Below are 17,556 nucleotides of genomic sequence, written 5' to 3'. Positions count from 1 at the left end.
GTACCCGCGATTTCCTGCTTTCGTCCGTAGGTGAGGGTGGCTAGGTTCTTTTTCAACCAATGCGTTTTGCCTGATCTTTTTCGCCTCGTAAGCGATCGGTGTTTGGTCTATCGTCCCGCCGAATTTCGAAAGGAGTCGAAAATGACTGACGCTACGCCGGTGCTTTCGCGCGCGGATCAGAATTTGCCATCAAGCCTCGACAAGCTGTTCGAGCTCTTGAGGATCAAGTCCATTTCCACCGACCCGGCCTTCAAGGCCGAGTGCCGCAAGGCGGCCGAATGGCTGGTTTCCTACCTCAAGACGCTGGGCTTCGATGCGTCCGTCCGTGATACGCCCGGTCATCCCATGGTTGTCGCGCATCATGCCGCTGCCAGCGCTGACGCGCCGCATGTGCTGTTTTATGGCCATTACGACGTGCAGCCGGTCGATCCGATCGAACTTTGGGAAAACGACCCCTTCGAGCCGTCGATCAAGGATGTCGGCAATGGCCGGAAGATCCTGACCGGTCGCGGTACCGCTGACGACAAGGGCCAATTGATGACCTTCGTCGAAGCCTGCCGCGCCTACAAGGAAATCAACGGCTCCTTGCCCTGCCGCATCACCATCCTCTTCGAAGGTGAAGAGGAATCGGGCTCGCCGTCACTGAAGCCGTTCCTTGAGGCCAATGCAGCGGAACTGAAGGCTGACTATGCGCTCGTTTGCGATACGGGCATGTGGGACCGCGACACACCGGCGATCGCCGCGGCACTTCGGGGTCTCGTCGGCGAAGAGGTTGTCGTAACGGCGGCAGACCGCGATCTGCATTCCGGTCTGTTTGGAGGCGCTGCCGCCAACCCCATCCACATCCTGACATCAGCGCTTGCCGGGCTGCACGATGAGACCGGGCGCATCACGCTGGAAGGCTTCTATGACGGCGTCGAGGAAACCCCGGCCAACATAAAGGCATCCTGGGAAGCTCTCGGGAAGACGGCGGAGACTTTCCTTGGTGAAGTCGGTCTGTCGATCCCGTCGGGCGAAAGGGGTCGGTCCGTCCTCGAGCTGACATGGGCGCGCCCGACCGCCGAAATCAACGGTATCTGGGGCGGCTACACGGGCGAAGGTTTCAAGACCGTCATCGCAGCCAAGGCTTCCGCCAAGGTTTCCTTCCGCCTGGTCGGAACGCAGGATCCGGATGCCATCCGCGAAAGCTTTCGCAGCTATGTCCGTTCGAAAATCCCGGCGGATTGCTCCGTAGAGTTTCATCCGCATGGCGGCTCGCCGGCGATCCATCTCTCGTATGATTCCCCTGTTCTGACCAAGGCCAAGAATGCGCTTTCCGACGAATGGCCGAAGCCCGCTGTCGTGATCGGCATGGGCGGATCGATCCCGATCGTCGGCGACTTCCAGAAGATGCTCGGGATGGAATCGCTGCTGGTCGGTTTCGGCCTCAGCGACGACCGCATTCACTCGCCGAACGAGAAGTATGAGCTCGCGTCCTATCACAAGGGCATCCGCTCGTGGATTCGCATCCTGGAAGCGCTCGCCAAGTAAAGGCGGAAAAAGGGCGCTCGCCTTGCGAGCGCCCTGAAAAACAAAAAGGCCGGAACGAGCCGGCCTTTCGTCATCCGCTTCACTTCGATGCCAGTACATCCGTGGTCAAGGAGGAAGCGAATGTTGCAGTCAGATTGATCGGGAAAGGTTAACCAAGGGTTAACTGCAAAGTCCTGATCAAACGATGGAAGCGGCAACGTTGCTTGCGCGCACAGCTACCCATCGGCTGCAATGTTGATCCCTATGTCGGAATGCCGACCGCTTGTTTCAAGTGGCATTCTTGCATTTTTCCGCCTTTCGCGACTTCCGACCGTTCAACTCACATTCATCCGGGCGGGATACAAATCATTGAAAGAAAAGGTGATTGAACCGAATCGGCGCGAGGCGACGAACGCCTGATCCGTGCCCGACTTGCACTCAAGAACCTTTTCAGGAACGCGGGCGGCGCGGTCGATCTGCGTCGTCAAAGGAGTCGAAACGTGAAGTCCATACTAATGAAGGTCGCCGCGGCGACCGCCCTCCTGCTGGCGCCTGCGATTGCTGAGGCGGCTGAAGGATTTGCCACCGCCAACGTCAATATGCGCGCCGGGCCCAGCACCCAATATCCTGCCGTCACGGTCATCCCCGCCGGCGAATCCGTCGAGATTCATGGTTGCCTTGCTGATGTGCCGTGGTGCGATGTGGAATTCTACGGCGGTCGCGGCTGGGTTGCCGGTCGTTATGTTCAGGCGCTCTATCAGAGCCGGCGTGTCTATGTGGGCCCGGACTATTATCGTCCGCTCGGAATCCCGACGGTGGTCTTCAGCGTCGGAAACTATTGGGATCGCTACTATCGCAACCGGGACTTCTATCGCGACCGCGATCGCTGGCGCCGTAACCCGGTCTACGATCGTCCGCCTGCCGTCGTCCGTCCCGTGAGGCCCCCTGAATTCGACGGACGGCCTAACCCCGGCCGGCCGCGGCCTGATTTCGACCGCGGCCCTGATCGCAGGCCCGATGGTAACCGGGGCCCAGACCGCCGTCCGGAGCAACCAAATTTCGACCGCGGCCCCGGTCGTCAGGACTTTCAGGGGCAGCCCAACGGCAATCGTCGGGATTTTCAGCGACCGCCGCAGCGCAACGATGATGCGAATCGGCGTCGCGGCGGGGACGATCGTCGTGGTCCGCCGCCTTGCCCGCCGGGCGACCCTGCCTGCGGCAACCAGCAGTGATGAATTCGGGCGGTCGTGAGGCCGCCCGTTTTACGAGGCGGAAGAGGAAGGCCCGGCGCTCTGGGAGAGACACCGGGCCTGATCGCGGTCGGCACGCTTGAGGGGGGACGGCCGACCTGTAGCGAAACGTGTAGGGCGTGTTTCGCTACACCCATAATTCACTAGGCCGCTAATGGTTCCCTGCTACCAGAGAGAAACGGAATTCTGCCGACAGCTCAGCAGCTCGTGCATCTGTGCAAATGGACCGTGCAGCATCTTAAGGCGGCTTTCTTCCATCTTCGTCAGCCGGTAGCGGCGCGCAAACTCATGCACGCTCCAGACTTCCCGCAGCTTGAATTCTTCGATGTTGCCGATGTCGATGCTCATGAAATGCCTACATATTGCGCGTGCTGCGCTAATCTTAGGCGCAATTCGGCGTGCTATATGTCAGATTTGTGACGGTCGCAACGAATGGCAGCTATGCCAAATCAGCGTGGCTTCGAAGACGAAACAAAGCCCGGCGGAGTGCGCCGGGCTTTGTTTTGTGCTTGGTTTATAACCGCGTGGTCAACGCCAGTCGCTGCGATAGCCCCGTGCCCACGGCGGAGGACGATCCCATCCGTAGGATCGCTCATAGCGCCAACCATGGCGCGGGGGCGGTCCGCCCCATCCGTAACGACGATCATCGCGCCATCCGTAGCGCCGCGGTGGCGGGCGCTTCCAGTTTGGCCGGCAATTGCCCCAGGGCGTCAGGTGGTAGCCGCGCCCGCAGGCGTAGTCGACTTGTACCGTGTTCGTGGACGCCGCGCCGTTCATCGGCGCGATCGGCATCGCTTCCGCCGCGGAAACGCCAAATCCACAAATGGCGATGGCGGCGGCAATCATTTTCATGCGCATGTCTGCACCTCAGTTATGCAAGTCCCTTGCACGCGGATTAGAGAGCCGCTTCGGTGAACGGGGGCTGAACCAAATTTGGCATTGTTGGGGCAGACGTGGCGGCCTTCTAACCAGTTCTTAACCACCCCTTAAATCGCCGCATTTAAAGTTCACCGGGTGCAAAACCGTTTGGGAACACACGGTTTCTGCGGCGTCGCCGCGCAAAGCGAATTTGGGGTGCAGCGGATACCAGATGGCAGGCAGAGGCAAATCACGCGACAGGATCGAACCTTCTTTCAGCGGCCGTGACGACCGCGATGATGATGACGATTTCTCGCTTGATGCCGATGACCGTGTAATCGGAGGGCGCTCGACCAGGCGCTCGGCACCGAAATCTTCTCGCAAGCGGCAACCTGAAAAGCGCAAACGCCAGCGTCGGGACCGCGAGGGCAGTAGTCTCTTCGGCTTCATCCGCCGCATTGTCTACTGGTGCATTGTCCTTGGCATCTGGGCCGGGATCGGCGTGGCAGGGCTCGTCGTCTACTACGGATCGCGCATGCCGAGCGCCAGCACCTGGGCCATTCCGGAGCGTCCGCCGAACGTCAAGATCACGTCGGTAGACGGCAGCGTCATCGCCAATCGCGGCACGACGGGCGGCGAGGCCCTCGCGCTCGAAGACATGTCGCCGTACATTCCCGAAGCGATCGTCGCCATCGAAGATCGCCGCTTTTATTCGCATTTCGGCGTGGATCCCCTTGGCCTTGCACGCGCCTTTGTCACCAACCTGACATCAGGGCATATGGTACAGGGCGGCTCGACACTGACGCAGCAGCTTGCCAAGAACCTCTTCCTGTCCCCCGACCGCACGCTCGAGCGCAAGGTGCAGGAAGTCCTGCTCGCGCTGTGGCTGGAGCAGAAGTACACCAAGGATCAGATCCTTGCGATGTATCTCAACCGCGTGTTTTTCGGCTCGAATGCCTATGGCGTTGAAGCAGCGTCGCGCCGCTACTTCAACAAGTCCGCCCGCGACGTGAACCTTGGCGAAGCGGCCCTCCTCGCCGGTCTCGTCAAGGCGCCGTCGCGGCTGTCGCCGGCGCGCGACCCAGAGGCCGCCAACGCCCGCGCACAGGTGGTGCTGCAGACGATGCGCGAGCAGGGCTACATCACCGATGACGAGGTGAAGACCGCCATGTCGCAGACGCCGGCCAAGGCCAAGCGCTATTGGTCGGGCGCCGGGCACTATGTCGCCGATATGGTGATGGACCAGCTGCCGGGCCTGATTGGCGACGTCAAGGAAGACATCGTGGTCGACACGACGATCGACAAGACGCTGGAGAAGCGCGCGGAGCAGGCACTGAATGACGTCCTTACGAAGGACGGCGCCAAGCTCGATGCCTCTCAGGCAGCACTGGTCTCTCTCGACGGGACTGGTGCAATCCGCGCCCTCGTCGGCGGCAAGGACTATGCAGACAGTCAGTTCAACCGCGCCGTTACCGCCAAGCGTCAGCCGGGCTCGTCCTTCAAGCCGTTCGTCTATGCCGCAGCGCTGGAAAAGGGCCTGACACCGTTCTCGGTATTCAACGACGCGCCGATCCGCATCGGCGACTGGACGCCTGAGAATTACGAGAAGAAATACAATGGCGAAGTGACGCTTGCGACAGCGCTTGCGAAGTCGCTGAACACCGTCGCTGCCCAGCTGGTCATGTATGATGGACCGGATCAGGTCATCAAGCTGGCTCACCGTCTCGGCGTCGAATCGGAACTGCAGCCGAATGCCTCGATCGCTTTGGGGACTTCTGAGGTATCGTTGATGGAGCTCACCGGTGCCTACGCCGCCTTCATGAACGGCGGCTACAAGGCGACGCCGCACGTGATCCGCCGCGTGACGACCGCCGACGGCAGCAAGGTGCTCTACGAGAACACCTACGACAATCCGCCCCGTGTGCTTTCGGAAGCGATTGCCGCCAACATGAACACGATGATGATGGGCGTTATCAACCAGGGAACGGGCAAGAGTGCCAAGCTCTCCGGCTGGCAGGCAGCGGGCAAGACCGGCACCACCCAGAATTCGCGCGACGCGCTCTTCGTTGGTTTCACCAGCAACCTGACAACTGGCGTCTGGTTCGGCAATGACGACGGCAAGCCGATGAAGAAAGTCACAGGCGGCGGTCTGCCCGCCAAGGCGTGGCAGGAATTCATGGTCGCGGCTCACAAGGGCCTGTCGCCGGCGCCGCTGTTTGGCAACGGGCAGTTCATGGCAGATCCAGCGGCCAATCCCGGCTTTGGCGATCAGCCGATGGCATCCGCCGAACCTGGCATGGCGCCGCCGCTTGAACAGCCGACGACGATCGGCAGCATCATATCGGGCGTCTTCGGCGGCTCGGACGATGCGCGCCAGCGCTATCCGCAAGCCCCCAACCAGGCGGCAAGGCAGCCGCTCGCGCCGATCAACGGCGGTCCCGTGCCGCCCGCCGACATCGCTCAGGACGGCGGTTATGGCTATGGCGATGCGATGCCGCCGGGCGATATCGGCGAGCCGGAACCGTCGCCCGCAGGCCGGCCAAGGCGGACGACTTTGCTCGACTTGATAATGGGGCAATAACCAAAGCATTCGGTCAGGAAAATGCCATTTTCCTGTGTGTGTCGAAATTAATCGCTGGGCGCTTGTTTTGCTGGTTTTCTGGCCATTTCTCGCCTTGCAGTCCCGAAAACCGCTCCTTATATACGCGGCATCACCGCAATCACGATTGCGTTAATCTTAAAGACCCATCCCGTAAGGGGCTGTCAGGGAAATGCCTTCTCGGGGTTCCGACAGCTTGCTTCAAGGAGAGAATGACATGGCAAAAGTAATTGGTATCGACCTCGGAACGACAAATTCCTGCGTCGCTGTCATGGACGGCAAGGACGCGAAGGTCATTGAGAACGCCGAAGGTGCGCGCACGACGCCTTCGATCGTAGCATTTTCCGAAGATGGCGAACGCCTCGTCGGTCAGCCGGCCAAGCGCCAGGCAGTTACCAACCCCACGGACACGCTGTTCGCAGTGAAGCGCCTCATCGGCCGCCGCTACGACGATCCGACGGTTGAAAAGGACAAGGCTCTCGTTCCTTTCGAAATCACCAAGGGCGACAACGGCGACGCATGGGTCAAGGCCCGCGGCACCGGCTATTCGCCTGCCCAGATCTCCGCGATGATCCTTCAGAAGATGAAGGAAACCGCTGAATCCTATCTCGGTGAAAAGGTCGAAAAGGCCGTCATCACCGTTCCCGCATACTTCAACGACGCACAGCGCCAGGCAACCAAGGATGCCGGCAAGATCGCTGGCCTCGAAGTGCTCCGCATCATCAACGAGCCGACGGCGGCAGCGCTCGCCTACGGTCTCGACAAGAAGGACGGCAAGACCATCGCCGTTTACGACTTGGGTGGCGGTACCTTCGATATCTCGATCCTCGAAATCGGCGACGGCGTCTTCGAAGTGAAGTCCACCAACGGCGATACCTTCCTCGGCGGTGAAGACTTCGACATGCGTCTCGTCGAATACCTCGTTGCCGAGTTCAAGAAGGACAACGGCATCGACCTCAAGGGCGACAAACTGGCTCTGCAGCGCCTCAAGGAAGCTGCCGAAAAGGCTAAGATCGAACTGTCGTCCTCGCAGCAGACCGAAATCAACCTGCCGTTCATCACCGCTGACGCAACCGGCCCGAAGCACCTGACGCTGAAGCTGACCCGCGCCAAGCTCGAAAGCCTGGTCGAGGATCTGATCCAGCGCACCATCGCACCGTGCAAGGCTGCTCTCAAGGATGCCGGCGTAACGCCTGCCGAGATCGACGAAGTCGTTCTGGTCGGCGGCATGAGCCGCATGCCGAAGGTGCAGGAAGTCGTCAAGCAGCTGTTCGGCAAGGAGCCGCACAAGGGCGTCAACCCGGATGAAGTCGTCGCTCTCGGCGCCGCCATCCAGGCCGGCGTTCTCCAGGGCGACGTCAAGGACGTTCTGCTCCTCGACGTAACCCCGCTGTCTCTCGGAATCGAGACCCTCGGTGGCGTCTTCACCCGTCTGATCGAGCGTAACACCACGATCCCGACGAAGAAGTCGCAGACCTTCTCGACCGCCGACGACAACCAGCAGGCTGTCACCATCCGCGTTTCGCAGGGCGAGCGCGAAATGGCTGCCGACAACAAGCTGCTCGGCCAGTTCGACCTCGTTGGCCTGCCGCCGGCACCGCGTGGCGTTCCGCAGATCGAAGTCACCTTCGATATCGACGCGAACGGCATCGTGCAGGTTTCGGCCAAGGACAAGGGCACCGGCAAGGAACAGCAGATCCGCATCCAGGCCTCCGGTGGTCTCTCCGACGCCGACATCGAGAAGATGGTCAAGGACGCCGAAGCCAATGCCGAAGCCGACAAGAAGCGTCGCGAAGGCGTGGAAGCCAAGAACCAGGCCGAAAGCCTGATCCACTCGACCGAAAAGTCGCTGAAGGATTATGGTGACAAGGTTTCCGAGGCCGACCGCACCGCGATCTCCGATGCGATCGCTGCCCTGAAGTCTTCCGTCGAAGCAACCGAACCGGATGCCGAAGACATCAAGGCAAAGACCCAGACCCTCATGGAAGTCTCCATGAAGCTGGGCCAGGCAATCTATGAAGCCCAGCAGGCCGAGGCCGGCACGGCGGATGCCTCCGCGGAAGGTGGCGATGACAATGTCGTCGATGCCGACTACGAAGAAGTCAAGGACGACGACCGCAAGAAGTCCGCATAAGCTGGACGAAACGGTCAAGCTTGAAACTGACATTCCGGCTGCCTCCGTGGCAGCCGGAAATCCATTTCCGGGGTCTAATCCTTAATGGCAAAAGCCGATTTTTACGAAACGCTGGGTGTAGCCAAGACGGCGGACGACAAAGAGCTGAAAAGCGCCTTCCGCAAACTCGCCATGAAATTCCATCCGGACAAGAATCCGGGTGATCATGACGCCGAGCGCAAATTCAAGGAAATCAACGAAGCCTACGAAACGCTCAAGGATCCGCAAAAGCGCGCGGCTTACGACCGGTATGGTCACGCTGCCTTCGAGCATGGCGGTATGGGCGGCGGCGGTTTCGGCGGCGGTGGCGGGTTCTCGGATATTTTCGAGGATATCTTCGGCGAGATGATGGGCGGCGGTCGTCAGCGGCAGCGCTCTTCCGGTGGTCGCGAGCGTGGCGCCGACCTTCGCTACAACATGGAAATTTCGCTGGAGGAATCCTTCTCCGGCAAGACGGCACAGATTCGGGTCCCGACGTCCATCACGTGCGACGTCTGCTCCGGTTCCGGCGCCAAGCCAGGGACGCAGCCGAAGGCCTGCGGCACCTGTCAGGGTTCGGGCCGCGTGCGTGCAGCGCAGGGCTTCTTCTCGATCGAGCGCACGTGCCCGACCTGTCATGGTCGCGGCACGATCATCCCCGACCCTTGCACGAAGTGCCACGGTCAGGGTCGCGTCACCGAAGAGCGGTCGCTTTCGGTGAACATCCCGGCCGGTATCGAAGACGGTACCCGCATCCGCCTGCAGGGCGAGGGCGAAGCCGGCATGCGTGGGGGCCCGGCGGGCGATCTCTACATCTTCCTGTCGGTCAAGCCGCACGAATTTTACCAGCGTGACGGAGCCGATCTCTATTGCGCGATCCCGATCTCGATGACGACGGCGGCTCTTGGCGGCACCTTTGACGTTGCAACCCTCGACGGCACCAAGTCGCGGGTGACGGTGCCTGAAGGCACGCAGGCCGGCAAGCAGTTCCGCCTGAAGGGCAAGGGCATGCCGGTGCTGCGCTCGCCCCAGACCGGCGACCTTTACATCCAGATTCAAATCGAGACACCGCAGAAACTCACCAAGCGGCAGCGCGAGCTGCTGCAGGAGTTCGAGCAGCTTTCCTCGAAGGAGAACAATCCCGAATCGACGGGATTCTTCGCGCGAATGAAGGAATTCTTCGAAAACTGATCGGTCCTTCGGTCGATTGTTGCAAAGCCCGGTTGGTTCAACCGGGCTTTGTTGTTTGTTGCATTGACATGTTTATGCAGGGTTGTTGCCCCGGAGCGACTTTCACATTCGAAATCGTTCCATTATCGTTGGATCAGCCGAATGATTGGCAGGACAATAAGATAATAAAAGGTTAAATTAGCGAGCCCAGCAACATCGCAGCGCAGGGGGACACTTGGAACGCCGTCTCGCAGCCATCCTCGCAGCAGACATCGTCGGCTACAGCCGATTGATGGGTTTAGATGAATCCGGGACCTTGCGCGCGGTCAAACGCTGCCGCACGGAACTTCTCGACCCGAAAATCGAGCAGCATCGCGGTCGCATCGTCAAGCTGACGGGTGACGGCCTGCTGGTCGAGTTCTCCAGCATTGTAAACGCCGTCGCCTGCGCCGATGAGATACAGCGCGAGGCTGCCCGACAAAATCTCGCGATGCTCGAGGACAAGCGGCTGGAATTCCGGATCGGTATCCATCTTGGCGATGTGATCGTGGAGGAGGGCGATATCTTCGGGGATGGGGTCAACGTCGCTGCCCGGCTGGAGACCCTGGCCGAACCCGGCGGCATCGCCGTTTCCGCGTCCGTTCGGGACCATGTCGGGTCACGGCTTGATCTGTCCTTCGTGGATCGCGGCGAACACCGGCTCAAGAACATCAAGGAACCGATCAGGGTCTACGCTATTTCGCCGCGGCGGGCATTGCCGCTGAAGGTGAACAAGGCGGCGCTGACCGAGGCCAGGGAAAAGCACAAGCAGCTCGTTGCCGTCCTGCCTTTCACCAATATGAGCGGCGATGCCGAGCAGGAGTATTTTTCGGATGGCATCACCGAGGACATCATCACTGACCTCTCGAAGGTCTCAAACCTTTATGTCGTCGCGCGCAACACTGCCTTCACGTACAAGGGAAAATCCGTACAGGTGAAGCAGGTGGCCGCTGAACTCGGCGTCGATTTTGTCCTCGAGGGTAGCGTGCGCAAGGTTGGCCAGCGTGTCCGCATTACCGGGCAGCTGATTGATGCACGAAATGGCGGGCATTTGTGGGCCGACCGCTTTGACCGGGATTTGACGGACATCTTCGCAATCCAGGACGAGATCACCCATGCGATCGTCGACCAGCTCAAGATCAAGCTGCTGCCTGAGGAAAGGCGGGCGATCGAGGCCGAGCCGACCTGCAATGTCGAAGCCTATACCTATTATCTGCGCGGCCGGCAGCTCTCCCACACCTGGACACGGCCCTATCTGCTGCTGGCGCGGCGCATGTTCGCGACGGCCGTCGCACTGGATCCGGAATATGCGCGTGCCTATGCCGGCATGGCCGATTGCGAGTCCGCGCTGCGCGACTGGCATGCGGGTGAATACACGCTGCAGGGGATACTGAGCCTCAGCGCCAAGGCGCTCGCGCTCGATCCAAATCTGGCGGAGGCCCACGCCTCTCGCGGCCTTGCCTTGCATCAGGATGGGCGGGACGAGGAGGCTCTTGTCGAGTTCGAAAAAGCTCTTGCACTGGAACCCGACCATTATGAAACGAACTTCCACTATGGGCGCTTCCTGTTCATGCAGGGCAAGTTCGAGGGCGCGGTCACCTTTTTCACCAGGGCCGCGGAGATCCGTCCGGATGACTATCTCTCGCCGATCCATCTGATGAGCGCATGCCGGTCGCTCGGGCTGTCGGAAGAGCGCGAGCGTTGGGCGCGCATAGGTATCGAGCGTGCCGAGCGCGCCCTGGAGCAGCATCCCGAAAACTCAGGCCCTGCGCACCGTGGAGCGTTGGCTTTGGCTCACATGGGCGATGCGGAGAGAGCAAAGGAGTGGGCCAAGCGCGCCCAGATGATCGATCCGGACGACGTCGTCGCCCAATACAATGTCGCCTGCGTCTACGCGCTGCTCAATGAATGCGATGCTGCGCTGGACTTGCTGGAAGCATTGCTGCCGCAGTCCTCCTGCTATCAGATTCTCTGGTTCAAGCACGATTCGGATCTCGATTCGGTGCGCGATCATCCGCGGTTCGAGAAAATGCTGGATGCGATCGAGGCATGTTCGGCCTCGATCGACTTCAGAGTGGCGTCCGAATAGCGGTTTTCGCTGCTGGTTGCCCCATAATGAAACAGGTCGCCGTGTGCGTCCGCCTGGCGTTAACGCAGGCGCGGGATCGCGCTTTGCAAAGCCGTACAAAGGCGGCAGTATTCTTTCGGGGATCAACCAAAAAAGCCAAGGGCAACTTCCATGACGGTAGCAGCCACTACTTTTATTCAGTCCGATGATGTCGATGTGCTCGCGGGCGCAGTCTATGCCTGGTGCGCCGAGCGCAATATCAAGCTGCGCAGCCAGCAGGGGCTCTCAATCGCAAGCATCGCGATCGATCTCTATCATGCCGGCCACCAGACGCAGGACGATCTGCTCGTCGCGCTCCACGAATGCGAAATGCACTGACCGGCAGATCTAGCTCAACGCCTCGGCGTAGCTCTCACCGCTCATGATCGATAGGATGGTCTTGACCGCTTCCTTGCCGGCGACGGAGCGAAGCTTGTCGTAGTGCACGGCAAGCTCATAAGCTTCGGCGCTCAGCCCCTGCCGCGCCGATCCGTCGGACGGGTTCGCGCCTTCGAACAGGTCGGATATATCCACACCCAGAAACACCGCGATCTGGTGAAGCTTGCTCGCCGATACACGGTTCGTGCCCTTCTCATATTTCTGGATCTGCTGAAAAGTCAGCCCGAGCGCCTCTCCCAGTTCCAGCTGCGAAATGCGTCGTTTGGCCCTGAGTGCCCGTACATTTCTGCCGACAATAATATCTACCGGATCTGGCACTGTGTTGTTCCCTTATAACGCAATGAAATACGGCTAGTACTATGCCCGCGTTTTACAATATCTCAACCCGTCGGTTCCAAATTGCAACCTGCTTTTGTTGTGGTTTTTGAGTGGGTAATCTTAAACTTTCGGCGTAGACATAAACTATAGCGTGCACGATATTTCTCATGCCAGTTAGGGGCGGCAAGCAAGCCGGAACGACACGTAATTTTACTTTGCGTGTCTGCGACGCTGATTCCGGTGCCGGACGCCCTGATAAACTTGACCGGAGCAGCGACTGTCACTATTTTAGAATAATTCTAAAATTGAGGTTAGCATGCTGAACAGGTTTTTCAGATCATCGAAGCGTTCATTTGATTCATTGTCCGAACAGGAAATACTGGCGCTCGCCATCGGTGCCGAGGAGGAGGACGCGCGCATCTATCTCGCTTACGCCGATATGCTGCGCATCGGCTATCCGGCATCCGCGAAGGTCTTCGATGAGATGGCCGAAGTTGAGGACACACATCGCAGGTCCCTGATCGAAATCTATCGGCAGCGGTTCGGCGAGCGCATTACCCTGATCCGCAGAGAACATGTCCGCGGATTCTATGACCGCAAGCCCGACTGGCTGCGGCGCAACCTGCCGCTCGACAAGATCCGCCGTGAAGCTGAAGCCATGGAGCAGCAGGCCTATCGCTTCTATGCCGAGGCGGGCAAGCGCGTCAGGGACGCGCAAACGCGGCAGCTGCTCGGCGACCTTGCCTTGGCCGAGCAGGGCCACGAGGACATCACCCGCATGCTCGGCAACAAGCACACCCCGGTTGCGGTCAAGGCCGAGGAGGATGTGGCGGCCCGGCGGCAACTGGTCCTCACCTATGTGCAGCCTGGTCTTGCCGGCCTGATGGACGGCTCGGTCTCGACGCTTGCACCGATCTTTGCGGCAGCCTTTGCAACGCAGGACACCTGGCAGACCTTCCTCGTCGGCATGTCCGCCTCCGTCGGCGCTGGTATCTCGATGGGCTTCACCGAGGCAGCGCATGACGACGGCAAGATCTCGGGTCGTGGCTCACCGGTCAAACGCGGTATCGCCTGCGGCGTCATGACCGCGCTCGGCGGCCTCGGCCATACGTTGCCCTACCTGATACCTCACTTCTGGACAGCAACGACCATGGCTGTGGTCATTGCGATCTTCGAGCTTTGGGCGATTGCATTCATCCAGAACAGGTACATGGAAACGCCATTCATGCGCGCGGCGTTTCAGGTGGTCGTGGGCGGCGGCCTCGTGCTCGGCGCCGGTATTCTGATCGGCCACGGCTAAGCCGGCATCTGCCGGGGCCGCGACCTGCTTGGCAACAAAAACGCCGGCGTTTCCGCCGGCCTTTTTGTCACGTGTGGCCCGATGCCGCTTATCTCAAGGCGCCGACTAGGACGTCGCGGCCATTCTCGATGGTAACCCAGCGGCCGGCATTGGCGCTCGATTGGCGCTTGATGAAGGAGTAGGGCGTGTCGAACCACGGCTTGACGTTGGATGCCAGATTGTCGAGCACGAAGTCACCGCTGGTGGTGCGCAACGTCAACACGGCATGGCCCTCACCGTCAGGCTTGCGCACCACGGTCAGGAGCAGGTTAGCCGGCGAAATTCCACGCTGGATCAGGATGCGGCGCTTCAGCAGGGCGAAGTCTTCACAATCCCCAGCAGTCGTTGGGTAGGCCCAGACCTCATCCTTGCCGTAGATTTCCTTGTCGGTCATCGGCGTGATGCTGTTGTTGACCATGGAGTTGACCGAGCGAACCATTCCCCATTTTGCGTCCGACATGTCGGCCGGCGAGACATTGCGGTTGGGACCGCACTCGTTGCGATGGCCCTGACAGAAGTCGTAGTGGCCGATCGGCTGGGACGTCGCCGCGCCAGTGACCATCGAGAGATTGTTGGTGGGAGCCGGTGTCGCGGCTGTCGTAGACATTGCAAACACGGCCATTATGGCCACGAGGAAACCCTTGATCCGCACGCCCGCTCTTCCCTTGCATCGCCCATGTATTATTAACAAAAAGTTAACGGAGGGAGGCTCGGAGAGTCAATCGTTACTTCTGGGGAGGGGCCCGCTACCCACCAACATGGTTAAAATCCGTTAGGATTTGGCACAGCTGGTATCGTTCGGATTAGCGGATCAGCCCTTTGACGGCGGCAAGCATGCGCTCGATATCCTGGGGGCGCGAGAGCCGGTGATCTCCGTCACGAACGAAGGTCAGCACCACGTCGTCCGCGGGAAGATGCTCGACGAGCTTCAGGGCGTGCTGATAGGGAACATCGGGGTCCTTCATTCCCTGCAGGATATGGACCGGGCACCGTGTCTCGATGATGCCTTTGAGTACGCTGTTGTCGCGTCCATCCTCGATGAGCGCACGTGTGTAGATGTTCGGTTCCGGGCTGTAGGCGGACCGCTCCTCGAAGTAACCGCGTTCCGCCAGCGAGGTCTGCTCCTTCTTCGTGAGGTTTGGCTCGATGAGATCGGAAGTGAAGTCGGGCGCGGGTGCGATCAGCACCATGCCCTCCAGTCTCGGCCCCTTGGGCCGCTTGGCGAGTTCCTGGGCGAGCCGCAGGGCAATCCACCCACCCATCGAGGAGCCGACGACTAGAATGCGCTCGGGAGCCTTATGAAGGATGACGGCCAGCGCTTCTTCCAGCCAACGCGAGATCGTTCCGTCGGTGAATTTGCCGGACGATAGGCCGTGGCCCGAATAATCAAGCCGCAGGCACGCGAGCCCATTTTCAGCAGCGAACTTGTCGAGTTCGACGGCCTTGCTGCCGCTCATGTCGGATCGGTATCCGGATAGCCATACGAGTGTGGGGCTGCCTGGCTCGCCGGATCCTGCCCGCGCAATGTATGCGATCTCGCGCGCGGCTTCGCCCTGCCCGACGGTAAGATATTGTTGGTCATGGATGAGATTTGCTTCAGACATGGCGGAACTCCGGTTGTTTTGGCCTATAAAACAGATTCTTGACAGGCTGACAGCAGGTGATTTTTCCGCTAAAGGATGTTACTGACTCCGTTGCAGCCATGGCGAAACTACGTTTGTACTTCCGTTGTTGGAGGTGCTAGGCTGCGGCGATCATAAACAACGCGAGGAGAATACGACCATTCGCAGACCGTTTAAAAACGACGCGCCCGTTAAGGAAGGGCCGCGCTCGAATAGGGAAATTCGCATTCCCAAAGTTCAGCTGATTGATGCTGAAGGACAGAATTTAGGCGTCGTCGCCACAGACCAGGCCCTGAGAATGGCTGAGGAAGCCGGACTCGACCTGGTGGAAATTTCCCCCAATGCTGAACCGCCGGTGTGCAAGATCCTCGATCTGGGCAAGCTGAAATATGCCAACCAGAAGAAGGCCGCTGAGGCGCGCAAGAAGCAGAAGATTGTCGAAGTCAAAGAAATCAAGATGCGCCCCAATATCGACACCCATGACTATGAGGTGAAGATGAAGGCGATGGGCCGCTTCTTCGAAGACGGCGACAAGGTGAAGGTAACGCTGAAGTTCCGCGGCCGCGAAATGGCGCACCAGGAACTGGGCATGAAGTTGCTGCAGCAGGTCAAGGCCGACACGACCGAGTATGCCAAGGTCGAAGCCGAGCCCAAGCTCGAAGGCCGCCAGATGATGATGGTGCTCGCGCCGAAGTGAGGCGCGTCGTCACTCTCGTATCAAAGCCGTCCGTAAGGGCGGCTTTTGTATTTTAGGACCTGCTTTCGCAATCTGACAGAATGCTGACAACAGCGCTCAACGGTCTGTCAGCAAGACTTTGGCATTCTGCACTCAACAGAGAAGAGGGTAGAAGGTAAAAGATCATGAAAAAGGGCATCTCACACACGCTCCTGGCTTCCGTTGCCGCAATCGCGGTAACCCTGTCGCTTCCGACGATCCAGACATTCGGGCCGGACAACCTCTCGTCGGCGGCTTTTGCCCGCGGCGGCAGCGATGATGGCGGCGGGAGCAGCGGTAGCGGTTCTGGCGGCGGGGGCAGCAGTGGCGGCAGCAACAGCGGGTCTGGCCGCAGCGGCGGCAGTGATGACCACAGTGGCAGCGGACGTGGTGGTGGGGATGACCACAGCGGTCGCGGACGCGGCGGTGATGACGACGGCAATGACGACCATGGCCGTGGACGCGGCCGCGACGATGCCGCCAACCACGACGCCAATGATGACAACCCCGGCGGCCGCCGCGGTGGACGCAACGACAACCGCCCGGAAGTAACGCTTTCGGTGTCTCAGGCAAGCCTGACGGGGCTGTTGAACGGCTCGCTTGCTGCTGTGGACCAGCTTGGCCGGCGCCTCGAGGTCGAAATCGAGCTTGAGCATGGAACGCGCACAGTGGTCGCGCATCCCCACAGAGGTGATTTTGTTCGAAATCCTGGCGCGATCACAAGCGTCACCATAGTTCCCGCCTCGGCGCAATAATCTGCCCGGTGCGGTCTTCCGGCCACCCCTTCGGAAGAAAGAACTCCGCCAACGCCCCGGCGGAGTTCTTGATTTTCTGGAGCCTTGTCTCATCGCGACAAAGCGTTCAGTCTAAGCTCCGCGATTGCAGCTGCATGAGGTACCTTGAAGGTCAATGAACACAAGCCGTCGCTCTTTGATGACCATGCTGATGTTGGCGAGTTGCTTTGCCGCCGCCGGCCCCTTCCTTGTTTCTCCCGCAGAAGCCAAGGACGGTGACAGCGGTGGTTCTGGCGGTTCCGGTGGTGGCGGCAGCAGTGGTGGTTCGAGCGACAGCGGTTCGAGTGGCAGCGGTTCATCCGGCTCGTCCGGTTCCGGATCTTCCGGATCGAATTCAGGCAGCGGTAGCTCCAATTCGGGCTCCGGACGCGGCCGAGGTCGCGGTGGCGATGACGATGACGGGAACGACGATGACGATAGCGGCGGGGGCAGCGGCGACAGCGGCAGAGGCCGAGGGCGCAGTTCGGACTCCGACCGGGCTCGCGATGCCGTCCGCGAGGGGAGAATACTGCCGCTAAAGACGGTTCTGGAGCGAATTGACGCGAAACGCTACGGGCGGGTGATCGATGTCAATCTCAGGCGCTCCATGTTCAGCGATGTCTATCAGGTGAAGGTACGCGACGGAGCGGGGGCGATCCGGACGTTGCGCGTAAATGCTCGGAACGGAGTGCTGCTGGGGGGGTAG

General features: G+C 60.1%; 16 protein-coding genes. 11 read left to right on the top strand and 5 right to left on the bottom strand.

What is annotated here, in order from left to right:
• Positions 1-141: 141 nt before the first annotated feature.
• Together JNB88_RS02050 and JNB88_RS02045 are read left to right on the top strand one after the other, a co-directional pair.
• Positions 142-1,530, top strand: coding sequence for a M20/M25/M40 family metallo-hydrolase (locus tag JNB88_RS02050; protein ID WP_220354089.1), 1,389 nt, complete (start codon positions 142-144; stop codon positions 1,528-1,530).
• 479 nt (positions 1,531-2,009) lie between these two features.
• A complete protein-coding gene (locus tag JNB88_RS02045; protein ID WP_420832159.1) occupies positions 2,010-2,741 on the top strand; it encodes an SH3 domain-containing protein in 732 nt (243 codons plus the stop codon).
• Positions 2,742-2,924: 183 nt separating this feature from the next.
• On the opposite strand, the gene JNB88_RS02040 is transcribed toward JNB88_RS02045, so the two are convergent.
• Both JNB88_RS02040 and JNB88_RS02035 read right to left on the bottom strand, forming a co-directional pair.
• A complete protein-coding gene (locus JNB88_RS02040) occupies positions 2,925-3,107 on the bottom strand; it encodes a hypothetical protein (protein ID WP_037130800.1) in 183 nt (60 codons plus the stop codon).
• Between the two features lie 180 nt (positions 3,108-3,287).
• On the bottom strand, positions 3,288-3,617 hold the full coding sequence (locus tag JNB88_RS02035) for a GCG_CRPN prefix-to-repeats domain-containing protein (RefSeq protein WP_037130797.1): 330 nt from the start codon (positions 3,615-3,617) through the stop codon (positions 3,288-3,290).
• Positions 3,618-3,849: 232 nt separating this feature from the next.
• Between JNB88_RS02035 and JNB88_RS02030 the strand changes: the two genes are divergently transcribed.
• From JNB88_RS02030 to JNB88_RS02010, 5 genes are all read left to right on the top strand, one after another.
• On the top strand, positions 3,850-6,198 hold the full coding sequence (locus tag JNB88_RS02030; protein ID WP_220354088.1) for a transglycosylase domain-containing protein: 2,349 nt from the start codon (positions 3,850-3,852) through the stop codon (positions 6,196-6,198).
• A 235-nt stretch (positions 6,199-6,433) separates the two neighbouring features.
• A complete protein-coding gene (gene dnaK / locus JNB88_RS02025; protein ID WP_037130791.1) occupies positions 6,434-8,350 on the top strand; it encodes a molecular chaperone DnaK in 1,917 nt (638 codons plus the stop codon).
• Between the two features lie 84 nt (positions 8,351-8,434).
• Positions 8,435-9,559 carry a molecular chaperone DnaJ gene (dnaJ, locus tag JNB88_RS02020; RefSeq protein ID WP_037130790.1) on the top strand — a complete coding sequence of 375 codons (1,125 nt, stop codon included), beginning with the start codon at positions 8,435-8,437 and terminating at the stop codon, positions 9,557-9,559.
• A gap of 271 nt (positions 9,560-9,830) precedes the next feature.
• Positions 9,831-11,666, top strand: coding sequence for a TPR end-of-group domain-containing protein (locus JNB88_RS02015; RefSeq protein ID WP_420832160.1), 1,836 nt, complete (start codon positions 9,831-9,833; stop codon positions 11,664-11,666).
• A 150-nt stretch (positions 11,667-11,816) separates the two neighbouring features.
• On the top strand, positions 11,817-12,023 hold the full coding sequence (locus JNB88_RS02010) for a hypothetical protein (protein WP_220354086.1): 207 nt from the start codon (positions 11,817-11,819) through the stop codon (positions 12,021-12,023).
• 9 nt (positions 12,024-12,032) lie between these two features.
• On the opposite strand, the gene JNB88_RS02005 is transcribed toward JNB88_RS02010, so the two are convergent.
• Positions 12,033-12,401 carry a helix-turn-helix domain-containing protein gene (locus JNB88_RS02005; protein WP_037130783.1) on the bottom strand — a complete coding sequence of 123 codons (369 nt, stop codon included), beginning with the start codon at positions 12,399-12,401 and terminating at the stop codon, positions 12,033-12,035.
• Between the two features lie 316 nt (positions 12,402-12,717).
• Here JNB88_RS02005 and mbfA point away from each other — a divergent pair, with 316 nt between their 5' ends.
• On the top strand, positions 12,718-13,701 hold the full coding sequence (gene mbfA, locus JNB88_RS02000; protein WP_220354085.1) for an iron exporter MbfA: 984 nt from the start codon (positions 12,718-12,720) through the stop codon (positions 13,699-13,701).
• Positions 13,702-13,789: 88 nt separating this feature from the next.
• On the opposite strand, the gene JNB88_RS01995 is transcribed toward mbfA, so the two are convergent.
• On the bottom strand, positions 13,790-14,392 hold the full coding sequence (locus JNB88_RS01995) for a transglutaminase-like cysteine peptidase (RefSeq protein WP_220354084.1): 603 nt from the start codon (positions 14,390-14,392) through the stop codon (positions 13,790-13,792).
• Positions 14,393-14,543: 151 nt separating this feature from the next.
• Positions 14,544-15,344, bottom strand: coding sequence for an alpha/beta hydrolase (locus JNB88_RS01990; RefSeq protein ID WP_220354083.1), 801 nt, complete (start codon positions 15,342-15,344; stop codon positions 14,544-14,546).
• 178 nt (positions 15,345-15,522) lie between these two features.
• Between JNB88_RS01990 and infC the strand changes: the two genes are divergently transcribed.
• The 3 genes from infC (at position 15,523) to JNB88_RS01975 (ending at position 17,556) form a co-directional block, all read left to right on the top strand.
• Positions 15,523-16,059 (top strand): translation initiation factor IF-3, encoded by a 537-nt coding sequence (gene infC / locus JNB88_RS01985; protein WP_081930801.1) that lies wholly within the window; start codon positions 15,523-15,525, stop codon positions 16,057-16,059.
• A gap of 164 nt (positions 16,060-16,223) precedes the next feature.
• Complete coding sequence (locus JNB88_RS01980; RefSeq protein ID WP_220354082.1) at positions 16,224-16,832, top strand: hypothetical protein; 609 nt, start codon at positions 16,224-16,226, stop codon at positions 16,830-16,832.
• Between the two features lie 154 nt (positions 16,833-16,986).
• The gene (locus JNB88_RS01975) at positions 16,987-17,556 is read left to right on the top strand and encodes a PepSY domain-containing protein (protein WP_220354081.1); all 570 of its coding nucleotides are present in this window, start codon (positions 16,987-16,989) and stop codon (positions 17,554-17,556) included.

Origin of the sequence: Rhizobium cauense (assembly GCF_019511525.1) — a bacterium.
GTDB classification, from domain to species: domain Bacteria; phylum Pseudomonadota; class Alphaproteobacteria; order Rhizobiales; family Rhizobiaceae; genus Rhizobium; species Rhizobium cauense.
Note: the sequence above shows the minus strand (reverse complement) of the source record. Positions and strands in the feature narration are given on the sequence as shown.